The organism is Stenotrophomonas sp. YJH_SMC_53 (assembly GCF_059369995.1).
Genome location: NZ_JCAFTF010000021.1, coordinates 1 through 16,610, shown reverse-complemented (window position 1 = coordinate 16,610; position 16,610 = coordinate 1). Strand labels below are relative to the sequence as shown.

At 63.5% G+C, this 16,610-nt stretch carries 13 protein-coding genes and 1 tRNA gene; all 14 read left to right on the top strand.

Features of this window, described 5'->3' with window-relative positions; genetic code table 11:
• Positions 1-141 (top strand): EF-Tu C-terminal domain-related protein (locus AC5P7X_RS20170; protein ID WP_495204990.1); only part of this gene is annotated, 141 nt, incomplete at its 5' end.
• 102 nt (positions 142-243) lie between these two features.
• A tRNA-Trp gene (locus tag AC5P7X_RS20165) sits at positions 244-319 on the top strand.
• 49 nt (positions 320-368) lie between these two features.
• The gene (gene secE, locus AC5P7X_RS20160; RefSeq protein WP_004145202.1) at positions 369-782 is read left to right on the top strand and encodes a preprotein translocase subunit SecE; all 414 of its coding nucleotides are present in this window, start codon (positions 369-371) and stop codon (positions 780-782) included.
• Between the two features lie 10 nt (positions 783-792).
• Positions 793-1,353 (top strand): transcription termination/antitermination protein NusG, encoded by a 561-nt coding sequence (nusG, locus tag AC5P7X_RS20155; protein ID WP_004154362.1) that lies wholly within the window; start codon positions 793-795, stop codon positions 1,351-1,353.
• Positions 1,354-1,652: 299 nt separating this feature from the next.
• Entirely contained in the window at positions 1,653-2,081 is a 429-nt protein-coding gene (gene rplK, locus AC5P7X_RS20150; protein WP_004145248.1) for a 50S ribosomal protein L11, read from the top strand.
• A 4-nt stretch (positions 2,082-2,085) separates the two neighbouring features.
• Positions 2,086-2,784, top strand: a complete 699-nt coding sequence (gene rplA / locus AC5P7X_RS20145; protein WP_014646045.1) for a 50S ribosomal protein L1 — start codon at positions 2,086-2,088, stop codon at positions 2,782-2,784.
• 386 nt (positions 2,785-3,170) lie between these two features.
• Positions 3,171-3,707 carry a 50S ribosomal protein L10 gene (rplJ, locus tag AC5P7X_RS20140; RefSeq protein WP_005408203.1) on the top strand — a complete coding sequence of 179 codons (537 nt, stop codon included), beginning with the start codon at positions 3,171-3,173 and terminating at the stop codon, positions 3,705-3,707.
• A 63-nt stretch (positions 3,708-3,770) separates the two neighbouring features.
• The gene (gene rplL, locus AC5P7X_RS20135; RefSeq protein WP_005415408.1) at positions 3,771-4,139 is read left to right on the top strand and encodes a 50S ribosomal protein L7/L12; all 369 of its coding nucleotides are present in this window, start codon (positions 3,771-3,773) and stop codon (positions 4,137-4,139) included.
• A 363-nt stretch (positions 4,140-4,502) separates the two neighbouring features.
• Positions 4,503-8,657 carry a DNA-directed RNA polymerase subunit beta gene (gene rpoB, locus AC5P7X_RS20130; protein ID WP_005415409.1) on the top strand — a complete coding sequence of 1,385 codons (4,155 nt, stop codon included), beginning with the start codon at positions 4,503-4,505 and terminating at the stop codon, positions 8,655-8,657.
• Positions 8,658-8,744: 87 nt separating this feature from the next.
• Positions 8,745-12,968, top strand: a complete 4,224-nt coding sequence (gene rpoC / locus AC5P7X_RS20125) for a DNA-directed RNA polymerase subunit beta' (protein WP_053500657.1) — start codon at positions 8,745-8,747, stop codon at positions 12,966-12,968.
• A 284-nt stretch (positions 12,969-13,252) separates the two neighbouring features.
• Positions 13,253-13,627, top strand: a complete 375-nt coding sequence (gene rpsL, locus AC5P7X_RS20120) for a 30S ribosomal protein S12 (protein ID WP_004145320.1) — start codon at positions 13,253-13,255, stop codon at positions 13,625-13,627.
• A 12-nt stretch (positions 13,628-13,639) separates the two neighbouring features.
• Positions 13,640-14,113: a 30S ribosomal protein S7 gene (gene rpsG / locus AC5P7X_RS20115; RefSeq protein WP_004145321.1), complete on the top strand. Its 474-nt coding sequence runs from the start codon at positions 13,640-13,642 to the stop codon at positions 14,111-14,113.
• A 141-nt stretch (positions 14,114-14,254) separates the two neighbouring features.
• A complete protein-coding gene (gene fusA / locus AC5P7X_RS20110) occupies positions 14,255-16,396 on the top strand; it encodes an elongation factor G (protein WP_005415411.1) in 2,142 nt (713 codons plus the stop codon).
• 52 nt (positions 16,397-16,448) lie between these two features.
• Positions 16,449-16,610 (top strand): GTP-binding protein (locus AC5P7X_RS20105; protein ID WP_353761873.1); only part of this gene is annotated, 162 nt, incomplete at its 3' end.

Here is a 16,610-nt window from a genome sequence, read left to right as displayed (position 1 = left end):
GAAATGGTGATGCCGGGTGACAACGTCAAGATGGAAGTCACCCTGATCAACCCGGTGGCCATGGACGAAGGTCTGCGCTTCGCCATCCGCGAAGGCGGCCGTACCGTCGGCGCCGGCGTGGTCTCGAAGATCATCGAGTAAGCCTGCAGTACCGGTGGTTGCATAGCGCCGCCGGTTACGCGAATGGCGGGCCGGGAACCTCGGTCCGCCTTCGCCGTCTAAGGGAAGGCAAGTTTTCAACGTACGCCAGTAGCTCAATTGGCAGAGCAGCGGTCTCCAAAACCGCAGGTTGGGGGTTCGAGTCCCTCCTGGCGTGCCATCTGCCCACCTTATCCAGCGGCCTGGGCCGCTAAAGCAGACACAGCCGGATGAATAGCAAGATCGAACACTCCAAGGACAACTCCGCCAACGGTGGAGATATCGTCAAGTATGTCGCCGCATCGCTGCTGGTGCTGGCCGGTCTGTTCGTCTGGTTCTGGTTCTCCGCCGACTCCGGTCGCGCCGCCCAGCTGGGTGCGTGGGCGGGTCAGTTGCGTGCATTGGCGGTCGTGGTCGGTCTGGTTGGCGGTATCGGCGTGTTCATGCTGACCGGCAAGGGGCGCGACACCCGCGAATTCCTCTCCGAGTCGCGCTTCGAACTGCGCAAGGTGGTCTGGCCGACACGCCAGGAAGCCGTCCGCATGACCTGGGTCGTGATCGTCGTGGTGCTCATCCTCAGCCTGCTGCTGGGTGGCTTCGACTTCCTGATCCAGAAACTGACTCAGTGGTTCCTGAGCCGCTAAGGAGAATTGCATGAAGCGTTGGTACGTCGTTCACGCCTATTCGGGCTTCGAGAAGTCGGTGGCGCAGGCTCTGCGCGATCGCATCGTCCGTGATGGCATGGAAGAGCGCTTCGGCGACGTCCTGGTCCCGACCGAGGAAGTGGTCGAGATGCGCGCCGGCCAGAAGCGCCGTTCCGAGCGCAAGTTCTTCCCGGGTTACGTGCTGGTCCAGATCGAGACCCACGAGGAAGCCGGCATTCCGCGCATCGACAACGAAAGCTGGCATCTGGTCAAGGAAACCCCGCGGGTCATGGGCTTCATCGGCGGCACCGCTGATCGCCCGCTGCCGATCGCCGATTCCGAGGCCGAGGCCATCCTGAACCGCGTTCAGGAGGGTGTCGAGAAGCCGCGTCCGAAGGTGCTGTTCGAGCCGGGCCAGATGGTCCGCGTCACCGACGGTCCGTTCAACGATTTCAATGGCGTCGTCGAAGAAGTCAACTACGAGAAGAGCCGTCTGCGCGTCTCGGTGCTGATCTTCGGTCGTGCCACTCCGGTCGAGCTCGAGTTCGGCCAGGTCGAAAAGGCCGTCTGACCTGTGCTGTCGAGTCGAGTCATGCTCGACTCCGGGGTCTGGATGGTGCGGTAGTCGGGCATGGCTCGACTCTCCAAAGGGAACCGGGCCTGGCCCGGTTCCGTTCGTTTACCTGCCGCTTCAGGCATGTGAAGAAAAAACCTGTTATAGTGCGCGGCTCCCCGCTGGGGAAGCCAGTAGGACGAGGCCGCCGCAAGGTGGCCTTCAGCATGATTTCAAAACGCGATGCCGGGACGCGTGATTCCCGGTCCGATGGGGAGCCTGTTGTCGAAAGGCGCTAGCACCCGGAGAGCACTCACATGGCAAAGAAAGTTGTCGGTTACATCAAGCTGCAGGTGAAGGCCGGTCAGGCCAACCCCTCGCCGCCGGTCGGTCCTGCGCTGGGTCAGCGTGGCCTGAACATCATGGAATTCTGCAAGGCGTTCAACGCTGCCACGCAGAAGCTCGAGCCGGGTCTGCCGGTTCCGGTGATCATCACGGCCTATTCGGACCGTACGTTCACCTTCATCACCAAGAGCACTCCGGCTACCACCCTGCTGAAGAAGGCCGCTGGCATCTCGTCGGGCTCCAAGCGCCCGAACACCGAGAAGGTCGGCAAGGTCACCCGTAAGCAGCTGGAAGAGATCGCCAAGGCGAAGGAACCGGATCTGACTGCCGCCGACCTGGACGCCGCCGTGCGTACCATCGCTGGCTCTGCCCGTTCCATGGGCCTCGTGGTGGAGGGTTAATAAGATGGCACAGACCAAGCGTGAGAAGGCCATCAAGGCCGCCGTCGTTCCGGGCAAGGCATACGCCTTCGAGGACGCGATCAACATCCTGAAGACCGCCACCAAGGCCAAGTTCGTCGAGTCGATCGACGTTGCCGTGCGCCTGGGCGTCGATGCGAAGAAGTCCGACCAGCAGGTCCGTGGCTCCACCGTGCTGCCGGCCGGTACCGGCAAGTCGGTCCGCGTCGCCGTGTTCGCTCCGGCCGGTGCCAAGGCTGACGAAGCCCTGGCTGCTGGCGCCGAAGCCGTCGGTATGGATGACCTGGCCGAGAAGATGCAGGCCGGCGATCTGAACTACGACGTCGTCATCGCGACCCCGGACGCCATGCGCGTCGTCGGTAAGCTGGGCACCGTGCTGGGCCCGCGCGGCCTGATGCCGAACCCGAAGGTCGGCACCGTTTCCCCGAACCCGGGTGAAGCCGTGAAGAACGCCAAGTCGGGTCAGGTCCGTTACCGCACCGACAAGGCCGGCATCATCCACTGCACCATCGGCAAGGCCGACTTCGCCGAAGACGCGCTGAAGTCGAACCTGACCGCGCTGCTGCTGGACCTGATCAAGGCCAAGCCGGCCACCTCGAAGGGCACCTACCTGCAGAAGGTTTCGGTCAGCTCGACGATGGGCCCGGGCGTCACCGTCGACCAGTCGTCGCTGACCCTGAAGTAATTGTTTCAAGCGGTCACGGTGCCCCGGGTGCCGTGACCGTGACATTTGAAGGCATCGCTGGCAGTGCATCGCCCGCGGTAGCCGTCAAAGACCGCAGGCGCGGTCGTGGCAATACCGGCGACGGGCATGGAAGCTCGATCTGGCAAGGAGTCGCCGCCGGAGCAGTCAGGAGCGCTTAATCGATTCCCCGGAATCACCCTGCGTAGATGGTGCCCTTCTGGAGTTTTTCTGGTTCACGCACGTCTGGGTTTCCCAGGTTGGCCCACTCCAGGTCTAGAACGGCCCACCCCCGGAACATCATCCCGATGTTCCCGGCGTCCAGGACGGATGCCGCACAGGACCGCACACGGCAGGAGCCGTAAGCGGAGTTCAATAGGAGGAGTGCAATGGCTCTCAATCTGTCCCAGAAGCAAGAAGTAGTCGCCGAGCTGGCAGACGTCGCCGCCAAGGCCCACTCCTTGATCGCAGCCGAATACGCTGGCACCACGGTCGCCCAGATGACCGCGATGCGCAAGCAGGCTCGTGAAACCGGTGTTTTCTTGAAGGTTGTCAAGAACACCCTGGCTTCGCGCGCCGTTGAAGGCACCGAGTTCGCAGTCGCCCAGGACCAGATGGTTGGTCCGCTGCTGTACGCGTTCTCGCTCGAGGAGCCCGGCGCTGCCGGTCGCCTGATCAAGGAAGCCGCCAAGGGCAACGACAAGCTGAAGGCTAAGGTCGTCGCCATCGGTGGTGAAGTGTTCCCGGCGAGCCACGTCGACGTGCTGGCATCGCTGCCGACCCGCGACCAGGCCCTGGCCATGCTGGCCCGCGTCCTGACCGAGCCGGTCACGATGTTTGCCCGCGCCATCAAGGCCGTTGGCGAGAAGCAGGGGGGTGGCGATGTCGCCGCTGACGCTGCCGAGCCGGCCGCCGAGACCGCCTGAGTTTCGACTTACCGTGGTTCCTGACGGAACCTCAATCCAGAAAATCATCCAAAGGTATTAATCATGTCCCTTACCAACGAACAGATCGTCGACGCCATCGCCGAGAAGTCCCTGATGGAAGTGATGGAGCTGGTCAAGGCCATCGAAGAGAAGTTCGGCGTCTCCGCCGCTGCTCCGGTTGCCGTGGCTGCTGCCGCTGGCCCGGCTGCTGCTGTTGAAGAGCAGACCGAATTCGTCGTCACCCTGAAGACTGCCGGCGAGAAGAAGGTCGAAGTCATCAAGGCCGTCCGCGCCATCACCGGCCTGGGCCTGAAGGAAGCGAAGGACCTGGCCGAAGCCGGCGGCGTCCTGAAGGACAACGCTTCGAAGGAAGAAGCCGAGAAGATGAAGAAGGACCTGGAAGCTGCTGGCGCGACTGTCGAAGTCAAGTAAGCAGTTACCTTGCATCGTCACCGATTCGCGGCGATACAGCCAAGGCTGGGGGCGTAAGCCCCCGGCCTTTGGTCGTTGTAGCGGTGGTGTAGGGTCGGCTGTTAGTCGACTGCTGTGAAGGAAGTCGACCAACAGTCGGCTCTACTGTTTCAAAAGCAGGAAAAAGCCCAACACGGGCTGCAGTCAAACCCCGGCAGGCCAGCGCCGAGCGCGGTAGCGGGGGAGTGGTAGCAGACGAGTTGGCAGTTGGAAGTAGCGGGAGAAGGCGTGCTGGTGCCGGCAATACCAGCGACTTCCAACTGACAATTTCAAGTTCCCTTCGGATCGTGGGCGCACGATCCGCACAACAAGGTGGAAGACCTCATGACGTCCTATTCGTTCACCGAAAAAAAGCGTATCCGCAAGGATTTCGGCAAGCAGCGCTCGATTCTCGAAGTGCCGTTCCTGCTCGCCATCCAGGTGGATTCCTATCGTGAATTCCTGCAGGAAAACGTCGATCCGGCCAAGCGCACGGACCACGGCCTGCACGCTGCGCTGAAGTCGGTCTTCCCGATCGCCAGCTACAGCGGCAACGCTGCCCTGGAATACGTCGGCTACAAGCTGGGCGAACCGGTCTTCGACGAGCGTGAGTGCCGCCAGCGCGGCATGAGCTACGGCGCCCCGCTGCGCGTGACCGTGCGCCTGGTGATCTACGACCGTGAGTCGTCGACCAAGGCCATCAAGTACGTGAAGGAGCAGGAGGTCTATCTGGGCGAAATCCCGCTGATGACCGAGAACGGCACCTTCATCGTCAACGGCACCGAGCGCGTCATCGTCTCCCAGCTGCACCGCTCGCCGGGCGTGTTCTTCGACCACGACCGTGGCAAGACCCACAGCTCGGGCAAGCTGCTGTACAGCGCCCGCATCATTCCTTACCGCGGCTCCTGGCTGGACTTCGAGTTCGACCCGAAGGACGCGCTGTTCACCCGTATCGACCGCCGCCGCAAGCTGCCGGTGTCGATCCTGCTGCGCGCGCTCGGCTACAGCAACGAAGAGATGCTGGCCGAGTTCTTCGAGATCAACACCTTCCACATCAACCCGGATGAAGGCGTCCAGCTGGAGCTGGTGCCGGAGCGCCTGCGTGGCGAGACCCTGGGCTTCGACCTCGCCGACGGCGACAAGGTCATCGTGGAAGCCGGCAAGCGCATCACCGCGCGTCACATCAAGCAGCTGGAAGCCTCGGGCATTGCCGCCCTGGCCGTGCCGGACGACTACATCGTCGGCCGCATCCTGTCGCACGACGTGGTCGATGCCTCGACCGGCGAACTGCTGGCCCAGGCCAACGACGAGATCACGGACGAGCAGCTGCAGGCCTTCCGCAAGGCCGGTGTGGATGCCGTGGGCACCCTGTGGGTGAACGACCTGGATCGTGGCCCGTACCTGTCCAACACCCTGCGTATCGACCCGACCAAGACCCAGCTGGAAGCCCTGGTCGAGATCTACCGCATGATGCGTCCGGGCGAGCCGCCGACCAAGGACGCCGCGCAGAACCTGTTCCACAACCTGTTCTTCACCTTCGAGCGCTACGACCTGTCCGCGGTCGGCCGCATGAAGTTCAACCGTCGCGTGGGCCGCAAGGAAACCACCGGCGAAGCCGTGCTGTACGACAGCAAGTACTTCGGCGAGCGCAACGACGAAGAGTCCAAGCGCCTGGTCGCTGCCCACGGCGAAAGCTCCGACATCCTGGACGTGATCAAGGTCCTGACCGAGATCCGCAACGGTCGCGGCGTGGTCGACGACATCGATCACCTGGGCAACCGCCGCGTGCGTTCGGTCGGCGAAATGGCCGAGAACGTGTTCCGCGTCGGCCTGGTCCGCGTCGAGCGTGCGGTCAAGGAGCGCCTGTCGATGGCCGAGTCGGAAGGCCTGACCCCGCAGGAACTGATCAACGCCAAGCCGGTCGCCGCTGCCATCAAGGAGTTCTTCGGCTCCTCGCAGCTGTCGCAGTTCATGGACCAGAACAACCCGCTGTCGGAAGTGACCCACAAGCGTCGCGTCTCGGCCCTGGGCCCGGGCGGCCTGACCCGTGAGCGCGCCGGCTTCGAAGTGCGCGACGTGCACCCGACCCATTACGGCCGCGTCTGCACCATCGAAACCCCGGAAGGCCCGAACATCGGCCTGATCAACTCGCTGGCCGTGTACGCCCGCACCAACAAGTACGGTTTCCTCGAGACCCCGTACCGCAAGGTCGTGGACGGCAAGGTCTATGACGAAGTCGAGTTCCTGTCGGCCATTGAAGAGAACGAGTACGTCATTGCGCAGGCCAACGCGCTGACCGACGCCAAGGGCACCCTGACCGAGCAGTTCGTTCCGTGCCGCTTCCAGGGCGAGTCGCTGCTGAAGCCGCCGGCGGAAGTCCACTTCATGGACGTTTCGCCGATGCAGACCGTCTCGATCGCGGCCGCGCTGGTTCCGTTCCTGGAGCACGATGACGCGAACCGCGCACTGATGGGCGCCAACATGCAGCGTCAGGCCGTGCCGACCCTGCGTTCGCAGAAGCCGCTGGTCGGTACCGGCATCGAGCGCGCCGTGGCGCGTGACTCGGGTGTGACCGTGAACGCCCGTCGTGGTGGTGAGATCGTGCAGATCGACGCCGCCCGCATCGTGGTCAAGGTCAACGAGGAAGAGATCGTTGGCGCCACCGACGCCGGCGTGGACATCTACAACCTGGTCAAGTACACCCGGTCGAACCAGAACACCTGCATCAACCAGCGTCCGCTGGTCCAGGTGGGTGACGTCATCGCCCGCGGCGACGTGCTGGCCGACGGTCCGTCCACCGACATCGGCGAGCTGGCCCTGGGCCAGAACATGCTGATCGCGTTCATGCCGTGGAACGGCTACAACTTCGAAGACTCCATCCTGCTCTCCGAGCGCGTGGTGGAAGAGGATCGCTACACCACGATCCACATCGAAGAGCTGACCTGCGTCGCGCGTGACACCAAGCTGGGGCCGGAGGAAATCTCCGCCGACATCCCGAACGTCTCCGAGCAGGCGCTGAACCGCCTGGACGAGAGCGGCGTGGTGTACATCGGTGCAGAAGTGCGCGCTGGCGACATCCTGGTCGGCAAGGTCACCCCGAAGGGCGAAAGCCAGCTGACCCCGGAAGAGAAGCTGCTGCGCGCGATCTTCGGCGAGAAGGCTTCGGACGTTAAGGACAGCTCGCTGCGCGTTCCGCCGGGCATGGACGGCACCGTCATCGACGTGCAGGTCTTCACCCGCGACGGCATCGAGAAGGACAAGCGCGCCCGCCAGATCGAAGAGTCCGAAATCAAGCGCGTCAAGAAGGACTTCGATGACCAGTTCCGCATCCTGGAAGCGGCCATCTACATGCGTCTGCGTTCGCAGATCGTGGGCAAGGTGGTCAATGGTGGTGCTGGCCTGAAGAAGGGTGACGTGATCACCGACGCCTTCCTCGACGGCCTGAAGAAGTCTGACTGGTTCGCCCTGCGCATGAAGGACGAGGACGCCTCGGAAGCCATCGAGCGCGCCCAGAAGCAGATCCAGGCGCACGAGAAGGAATTCGAGCGTCGCTTCGCCGACAAGCGCGGCAAGATCACCGCGGGCGACGATCTCGCCCCGGGCGTGCTGAAGATGGTCAAGGTGTTCCTGGCGGTGAAGCGCCGCATCCAGCCGGGCGACAAGATGGCAGGCCGCCACGGCAACAAGGGTGTGGTGTCCAACGTGGTGCCGGTCGAGGACATGCCGTACATGGCCTCGGGAGAGACCGTGGACATCGTGCTGAACCCGCTGGGCGTGCCGTCGCGCATGAACATCGGCCAGATCCTGGAAGTGCACCTGGGCTGGGCCGCCAAGGGTCTGGGTCGCAAGATCCAGGCGATGCTGGAAGCCCAGGCGGCGGTCGCCGACCTGCGCAAGTTCCTGGACGACATCTACAACCACGACGACACCAACGTGGCCAACCGTGTCGACCTGTCGCAGTTCAGCGACGAGGAGCTGCTGCGCCTGGCCCGCAACCTGACCGACGGCGTGCCGATGGCCACCCCGGTGTTCGACGGCGCCACCGAAGCGGAAATCAAGCGCATGCTGGAACTGGCCGACCTGCCGAGCAGTGGCCAGACCCAGCTGTACGACGGCCGCACCGGTGAAGCATTCGACCGCCATACCACCGTCGGTTACATGCACTACCTGAAGCTGAACCACCTGGTCGACGACAAGATGCACGCCCGTTCGACCGGTCCGTACTCGCTCGTCACCCAGCAGCCGCTGGGCGGCAAGGCGCAGTTCGGCGGCCAGCGCTTCGGTGAAATGGAAGTCTGGGCGCTGGAAGCCTACGGCGCGGCCTACACCCTGCAGGAAATGCTGACGGTGAAGTCCGATGACGTGCAGGGCCGCAACCAGATGTACAAGAACATCGTCGACGGCGAGCACGAGATGGTCGCGGGCATGCCGGAATCCTTCAACGTGCTCGTGAAGGAAATCCGCTCGCTGGCCATCAACATGGAACTGGAAGACAACTGATCCATGCCGGCGCGGCGGTCCGCCGCCGCGCCGCTGGCAGTGAACTGAAAGCCCATCGACACAGCATTCCTCCTTCTGGAGAACACCATGAAAGACCTGCTCAACCTCTTCAACCAGCAGCGCCAGACGCTGGACTTCGACGCGATCAAGATCGCGCTGGCCTCGCCGGACCTGATCCGTTCGTGGTCCTTCGGCGAAGTGAAGAAGCCGGAAACCATCAACTACCGTACCTTCAAGCCGGAACGCGACGGCCTGTTCTGCGCCGCCATCTTCGGCCCGGTGAAGGACTACGAGTGCCTGTGCGGCAAGTACAAGCGCATGAAGCACCGCGGCGTGGTCTGCGAAAAGTGCGGCACCGAAGTGACCCTGGCCAAGGTGCGCCGCGAGCGCATGGGCCACATCGACCTGGCCTCGCCGGTCGCGCACATCTGGTTCCTCAAGTCGCTGCCGTCGCGCATCGGCCTGATGCTGGACATGACCCTGCGCGACATCGAGCGCGTGCTGTACTTCGAAGCGTACGTGGTGACCGAGCCGGGCCTGACCGCCCTGGAGCGCCGCCAGCTGCTGACCGAGGAGCAGTACCTGCAGGCGCGCCAGGAACACGGTGACGACTTCGACGCCGCCATGGGCGCCGAGGCCGTCTACGAACTGCTGCGCACGATCGATCTGCAGTCCGAGATGACCCGCCTGCGCGAGGAAATCGCCGCTACCGGTTCGGAAACCAAGCTCAAGCGCCTCACCAAGCGCATCAAGCTGATCGAAGCCTTCCTGGAATCGGGCAACCGTCCGGAATGGATGGTCATGACCGTGCTGCCGGTGCTGCCGCCGGACCTGCGTCCGCTGGTCCCGCTGGATGGCGGCCGCTTCGCGACCTCCGACCTGAACGACCTGTACCGCCGCGTCATCAACCGCAACAACCGCCTGCGCCGCCTGCTCGAACTGAGTGCGCCGGACATCATCGTGCGCAATGAAAAGCGCATGCTGCAGGAATCGGTCGATGCACTGCTGGACAACGGCCGCCGCGGTCGTGCCATCACCGGCACCAACAAGCGCCCGCTGAAGTCGCTGGCCGACATGATCAAGGGCAAGCAGGGCCGCTTCCGCCAGAACCTGCTCGGCAAGCGCGTCGACTACTCGGGCCGTTCGGTCATCGTGGTCGGCCCGTACCTGCGCCTGCACCAGTGCGGCCTGCCGAAGAAGATGGCGCTTGAGCTGTTCAAGCCGTTCGTCTTCGCCAAGCTGCAGCGTCGTGGCCTGGCCACCACCATCAAGGCTGCCAAGAAGCTGGTCGAGCGCGAAGAAGCCGAAGTCTGGGACATCCTGGAAGAGGTCATCCGCGAGCATCCGGTGATGCTGAACCGTGCGCCGACCCTGCACCGTCTGGGCATCCAGGCGTTCGAGCCGGTACTGATCGAGGGCAAGGCCATCCAGCTGCACCCGCTGGTCTGCACCGCGTTCAACGCCGACTTCGACGGTGACCAGATGGCCGTCCACGTGCCGCTCTCGCTGGAAGCCCAGCTGGAAGCGCGTGCGCTGATGATGTCGACCAACAACATCCTGTCGCCGGCCAACGGTGAGCCGATCATCGTGCCGTCGCAGGACGTCGTGCTGGGTCTGTACTACATGACCCGCTCGCTGGAGAACAAGAAGGGCGAGGGCATGGCCTTCGCCAACATCGCCGAAGTCAAGCGCGCCTACGACAACCGCGTGGTGGAACTGCACGCCAAGGTCAAGGTCCGCATCACCGAGGTGGTGACCGACGAAGACGGCAACAAGCAGAACAAGACCTCGATCGTGGACACCACGATCGGTCGCGCCCTGCTGGCTGAAATCCTGCCGGAAGGCCTGCCGTTCGCGCTGGCCAATGTCGAGCTGACCAAGAAGAACATCAGCCGCCTGATCAACTCCAGCTACCGCCAGCTCGGCCTGAAGGACACGGTCGTGTTCGCCGACAAGTTGATGTACACCGGTTTCGCCTATGCGACCCGCGCCGGCGTCTCGATCGGCATCGACGACATGCTGATCCCGGACGAGAAGAAGGGCATCCTCACCGAGGCCGAAGCCGAAGTGCTGGAGATCCAGGAGCAGTACCAGTCGGGCCTGGTCACCGCCGGCGAGCGCTACAACAAGGTGGTCGACATCTGGTCGCGCACCAACGAGCGCATCGCCAAGGCGATGATGGACACCATCGGTACCGAGAAGGTCGTCAATGCCAAGGGCGAGACCATCGACCAGAAGTCGATGAACTCGCTGTACATCATGGCCGACTCCGGTGCGCGTGGTTCGCAGGCGCAGATCCGTCAGCTGGCCGGCATGCGTGGCCTGATGGCCCGCCCGGACGGCTCGATCATCGAGACGCCCATCAAGGCGAACTTCCGTGAAGGCCTGAACGTGCAGGAGTACTTCAACTCCACCCACGGTGCCCGTAAGGGTCTGGCCGATACCGCGCTGAAGACCGCGAACTCCGGTTACCTGACCCGTCGCCTGGTCGACGTGGCGCAGGACGTGGTGATCACCGAAGTGGATTGCGGTACCACCGAAGGCCTGACCATGACCCCGATCGTGGAAGGCGGCGACGTGGTCGAGCCGCTGAAGGATCGCGTGCTGGGCCGCGTGGTTGCCGAGGACGTGTTCCTGCCGGGCAACGACGAAGATCCGATCGTCACCCGCAACACCCTGCTGGACGAAGCCTGGGTTGCCAAGCTGGAAGATGCCGGCGTGCAGACCATCAAGGTCCGCTCGACCATCTCCTGTGAATCGGCCTTCGGTGTCTGCTCGCGCTGCTACGGCCGCGACCTGGCCCGTGGCCACCTGGTCAACATCGGTGAAGCGGTCGGCGTCATCGCCGCCCAGTCCATCGGTGAGCCGGGTACCCAGCTGACCATGCGTACGTTCCACATCGGTGGTGCGGCGTCGCGAGCTGCTGCGGTCGACAACATCACCGTCAAGACCACCGGCTCGGTCAAGTTCAGCAACCTCAAGTCGGTCGAGCACGCCAACGGCTCGCTGGTGGCGGTGTCGCGCTCGGGCGAAATCTCGGTGCTCGATGCGCACGGCCGTGAGCGTGAGCGTTACAAGCTGCCGTACGGTGCAACCATCACGTCCAAGGACGGCGATGCGATCAAGGCGGGCCAGACCGTGGCCAACTGGGATCCGCATAACCACCCGATCGTGTCGGAAGTGGCCGGCTTCATCCGCTTCATCGACTTCGTCGACGGCATCACCGTCATCGAGAAGACCGACGAGCTGACCGGCCTGGCGTCGCGCGAGATCACCGATCCGAAGCGTCGTGGTACCCAGGCCAAGGACCTGCGCCCGATCGTGCGCATCGTCGACGCCAAGGGCAACGACCTGTCGATCCCGGGTACCGACCTGCCGGCGCAGTACCTGCTGCCGCCGCGCTCGATCGTCAACCTGCAGGACGGCGCCCCGGTGGGCGTGGGCGACGTTGTCGCCAAGATCCCGCAGGAAGCGTCGAAGACCCGCGACATCACCGGTGGTCTGCCGCGCGTGGCCGACCTGTTCGAAGCGCGCAAGCCGAAGGATCCGGCGGTGCTGGCCGAGCGTTCGGGCATCATCAGCTTCGGCAAGGACACCAAGGGCAAGCAGCGCCTGATCATCAAGGACACCGATGGTTCGGAGCACGAAGAGCTGATCCCGAAGTACCGCCAGGTCATCGTGTTCGAAGGCGAGCATGTCACCAAGGGTGAAACCATCGTGGACGGCGAGCCGAGCCCGCAGGACATCCTGCGCCTGCTGGGTGTCGAGCCGCTGGCTGCCTACCTGGTCAAGGAAATCCAGGACGTGTACCGCCTGCAGGGCGTGAAGATCAACGACAAGCACATCGAGGTGATCACCCGCCAGATGCTGCGCAAGGTCGAGATCACCGACCAGGGCAGCAGCAAGTTCCTGAACGGCGAACAGGTGGAGCGCCAGCGCGTTATCGAGGAGAATGCGCGCCTGTCGACCCGCAACGAACTGCCGGCGCGCTTCGATCCGGTCCTGCTGGGTATCACCAAGGCCTCGCTGGCGACCGAATCGTTCATCTCGGCGGCCTCCTTCCAGGAGACCACCCGAGTGCTGACCGAGGCTGCCGTCCGCGGTACCAAGGACAACCTGCGTGGCCTGAAGGAAAACGTCATCGTCGGCCGCCTGATTCCGGCCGGTACCGGCCTGTCCTACCACAGCAGCCGCCGTCGCGGCGCGACCGGTCTCACCGACTCGGAAATGCAGACCCTGGCCGGCACCCCGGCTGCGGTCGAGTCCCCGGTGGTTGAAGCCGAAGCTGAACAGGCCTCGGGCGAAGAATGAGGTATCCGGTCCGGCCGCAAGGCCGGACCACCCCATCGGTCCATCGATGGGATTGGGAAAGGGCAGGGGAGGTCGTCCGTGATCGACCCAGCCAATCTGAACGGGGTACATGGAGGCCCCCCAGTAACGTCCCGGGATCAGGGACGGGCTTGACAGGAGGCGTTTGACTGCTTTCCTTGCAGGTTGCTACAATCGTCTGTCTCAGCAGGCCAAAATTTCGGCCTGCTTTAACATTTCCGCATCTCTGGCCGGATTTTCCGGCCACCAATCAGAAGAACCTACTGATGGCGACGATCAACCAGCTGGTCCGCAAGCCGCGGCAAGCGACCACCTACAAGAGTGCCTCGCCGGCGCTCGACAAGTGCCCGCAGCGCCGTGGCGTCTGCACCCGTGTCTACACCACCACTCCGAAGAAGCCGAACTCGGCTCTGCGCAAGGTTGCCAAGGTCCGCCTGACCAACCAGGAAGAAGTGATTTCCTACATCGGTGGTGAAGGCCACAACCTGCAGGAGCACTCCGTGGTCCTGATCCGCGGCGGTCGCGTCAAGGACCTGCCGGGTGTGCGTTACCACACCGTTCGTGGCTCGCTCGACGCCGCCGGCGTTGCCAAGCGTCGCCAGGCCCGTTCCAAGTACGGCGCCAAGCGTCCGAAGGCATAAGGAGAGAGCACTATGTCGCGTAAGGGTAATACTCCGCAGCGTTCCGTCCTGCCCGATCCGAAGCACGGAAGCGAAACCATCGCCCGTTTCATCAACATGGTCATGCAGAGCGGCAAGAAGTCCGTCGCCGAAAAGATCGTGTACGGCGCCATGGACGTGATCACCGAGAAGAACAGCAGCGCCAACGCCATTGAACTGGTGCAGAAGGCTCTGGACAACGTCGCTCCGGCGGTCGAAGTCAAGTCGCGCCGCGTCGGTGGTGCCACCTACCAGGTGCCGGTCGAAGTGCGTTCGTCGCGCAAGATGGCCCTGGCCATGCGCTGGCTGATCGACTCCGCGCGCAAGCGTGGTGAGAACACCATGCCGAAGAAGCTGGCTGCTGAACTGATCGACGCCTCGGAAAACCGCGGCGGCGCCATCAAGAAGCGCGAAGAAACCCACCGCATGGCCGAAGCCAACAAGGCATTCGCCCACTACCGCTGGTGAGTTTGACGGCCTTGTAAAACAGGCAGGGCAGCACCACTTCGGTGCGTGCTGCCTCGCGGTCCCAGAAGGACTGCGCCAATCCGAAGGCCGCCGAAAGGCGGCGTTCGGCCATCCGAAATCCAAGAAATCTGAGAGGCTCCCGTGGCCCGTTCCACTCCCATCGAGCGTTACCGTAACTTCGGCATCATGGCTCACATCGATGCCGGCAAGACCACCACGTCCGAGCGCATCCTGTTCTACACCGGCAAGAGCCACAAGATCGGTGAAGTGCACGACGGCGCCGCCACCATGGACTGGATGGAGCAGGAGCAGGAGCGTGGCATCACGATCCAGTCCGCTGCCACCACCGCGTTCTGGAAGGGCATGGACAAGTCCCTGCCGGAGCACCGCTTCAACATCATCGACACCCCCGGGCACGTCGACTTCACCATCGAAGTGGAGCGTTCGCTGCGCGTGCTCGACGGTGCCGTCTTCGTCCTGTGTGCCGTCGGTGGCGTGCAGCCGCAGTCGGAAACCGTGTGGCGCCAGGCCAACAAGTACCACGTGCCGCGCATCGCGTTCGTCAACAAGATGGACCGCACCGGTGCCAACTTCCAGAAGGTCGTCGGCCAGCTGAAGGCCAAGCTGGGTGCGGTTGCCGTGCCGATGCAGCTGCCGATCGGCGCTGAAGACAACTTCAAGGGCGTCGTCGACCTGCTGAAGATGAAGGCCATCCACTGGGATGAAGCTTCGCAGGGCATGAAGTTCGAATACAGCGACATTCCGGCCGAACTGCAGGGCCCGGCTGAAGAGGCTCGCCAGTTCATGGTCGAGACCGCTGCCGAAGCCAGCGAAGAGCTGATGGAAAAGTACCTGGGCGGCGAAGAGCTGGCCGAGGCTGAAATCATCAGCGCCCTGCGTACCCGCACCCTGGCCACCGAGATCGTGCCGATGTACTGCGGCTCGGCCTTCAAGAACAAGGGCGTGCAGGCCATGCTGGACGGCGTGATCCAGCTGCTGCCGTCGCCGGTCGACGTGCCGGACGTGAAGGGCGTGGACGTTGACGACGACACCGTCGAAATGACCCGCAAGTCGGACGACAAGGCTCCGTTCTCGTCGCTGGCCTTCAAGATCATCACCGACCCGTTCGTCGGCGCGCTGACCTTCTTCCGTGTCTACTCGGGCACCCTGAACGGTGGCGACACCGTGCTGAACTCGGTGAAGGGCAAGAAGGAGCGCATCGGCCGCATCCTGCAGATGCACTCGAACAACCGCGAGGAAATCAAGGAAGTTCTGGCTGGTGACATCGCCGCTGCCGTGGGTCTGAAGGACACCACCACCGGTGACACCCTGTGCGCCGTGGACGCCCCGATCATCCTGGAGCGCATGACGTTCCCGGAGCCGGTGATCTCGATGGCCGTCGAGCCGAAGACCAAGTCGGACCAGGAAAAGATGGGCCTGGCCCTGGGCCGCCTGGCCCAGGAAGATCCGTCGTTCCGCGTCAAGACCGACGAAGAATCCGGCCAGACCATCATCTCGGGCATGGGCGAGCTGCACCTGGACATCATCGTTGACCGCCTGAAGCGCGAGTTCAACGTTGAAGCCAACGTCGGTGCGCCGCAGGTGGCCTACCGCGAAACCATCACCCTGGCTGACGTCAAGTCGGACTACAAGCACGCCAAGCAGTCCGGTGGTAAGGGTCAGTACGGTCACGTCGTGATCGAACTGTCGCCGATCACTGCTGCCGACCGTGCCGATCCGAAGATCGCTCCGATGATCAAGGACGACTTCCTGTTCATCAACGACATCACCGGCGGCGTGATCCCGAAGGAATTCATCCCGTCGGTCGAGAAGGGCCTGCGCGAAACCATCACCAGCGGCCCGCTGGCTGGCTTCCCGGTCGTGGACGTCAAGGTGAAGCTGGTGTTCGGTTCGTACCACGACGTCGACTCCTCGGAAATGGCGTTCAAGCTGGCTTCGTCGATGGCCTTCAAGCAGGGCTTCGCCAAGGCCAAGCCGGTGCTGCTGGAGCCGATCATGAAGGTCGAGATCGTGACCCCGGAGGATTACCAGGGTGACGTGATGGGCGACGTCAGCCGTCGTCGCGGCGTGCTGCAGGGCTCCGACACCACCGGTGACGGTTCGGCCAGCATCATCAACGCGATGATCCCGCTGGGTGAAATGTTCGGCTACGCCACTGCACTGCGTTCGCAGACCCAGGGCCGCGCCACCTTCACCATGGAATTCGATCACTACGAGCCGGCTCCGACCAACATCGCCGAAGCCGTCATGAAGAAGGGCTGAGCCTCGCTCAGCCTCTCTTGAAACCACTTACGAACAATCAAGGTATAGAACAATGGCAAAGGGTAAGTTCGAACGCACCAAGCCGCACGTCAACGTCGGCACCATCGGTCACGTCGACCACGGCAAGACCACGCTGACCGCCGCACTGACCAAGATCGGTGCCGAGCGCTTCGGTGGCGAGTTCAAGGACTACTCCTCGATCGACGCCGCGCCG